Annotated in this window: 1 protein-coding gene; it reads left to right on the forward strand. The window is 59.6% G+C overall.

Features of this window, described 5'->3' with window-relative positions; all coding sequences use genetic code 11:
* Positions 1-840 (forward strand): aminoglycoside phosphotransferase family protein (locus tag CKO31_RS26145; RefSeq protein ID WP_200243867.1); only part of this gene is annotated, 840 nt, incomplete at its 5' end.
* Positions 841-889 lie beyond the last annotated feature (49 nt).

Genomic DNA, 889 nt, shown 5'->3' on the forward strand with positions numbered 1-889 from the left:
TTTGCATCGGCCGCGCTCCCGATTCCGGAAGTGCTTGACATTGGGGAATTCAGCGAGAGCCTGACCTATTGCATCTCCCGCCGTGCACAGGGTGTCACGTTGCAAGACCTGCCTGAAACCGAACTGCCCGCTGTTCTGCAGCCGGTCGCGGAGGCCATGGATGCGATCGCTGCGGCCGATCTTAGCCAGACGAGCGGGTTCGGCCCATTCGGACCGCAAGGAATCGGTCAATACACTACATGGCGTGATTTCATATGCGCGATTGCTGATCCCCATGTGTATCACTGGCAAACTGTGATGGACGACACCGTCAGTGCGTCCGTCGCGCAGGCTCTCGATGAGCTGATGCTTTGGGCCGAGGACTGCCCCGAAGTCCGGCACCTCGTGCACGCGGATTTCGGCTCCAACAATGTCCTGACGGACAATGGCCGCATAACAGCGGTCATTGACTGGAGCGAGGCGATGTTCGGGGATTCCCAATACGAGGTCGCCAACATCTTCTTCTGGAGGCCGTGGTTGGCTTGTATGGAGCAGCAGACGCGCTACTTCGAGCGGAGGCATCCGGAGCTTGCAGGATCGCCGCGGCTCCGGGCGTATATGCTCCGCATTGGTCTTGACCAACTCTATCAGAGCTTGGTTGACGGCAATTTCGATGATGCAGCTTGGGCGCAGGGTCGATGCGACGCAATCGTCCGATCCGGAGCCGGGACTGTCGGGCGTACACAAATCGCCCGCAGAAGCGCGGCCGTCTGGACCGATGGCTGTGTAGAAGTACTCGCCGATAGTGGAAACCGACGCCCCAGCACTCGTCCGGATCGGGAGATGGGGGAGGCTAACTGAAACACGGAAGGAGACAATACCGGAAGGAACCCGCGCTATGACGGCAATA

It is taken from the genome of Thiohalocapsa halophila, assembly GCF_016583825.1.
Classification (GTDB): Bacteria; Pseudomonadota; Gammaproteobacteria; order Chromatiales; family Chromatiaceae; genus Thiohalocapsa; species Thiohalocapsa halophila.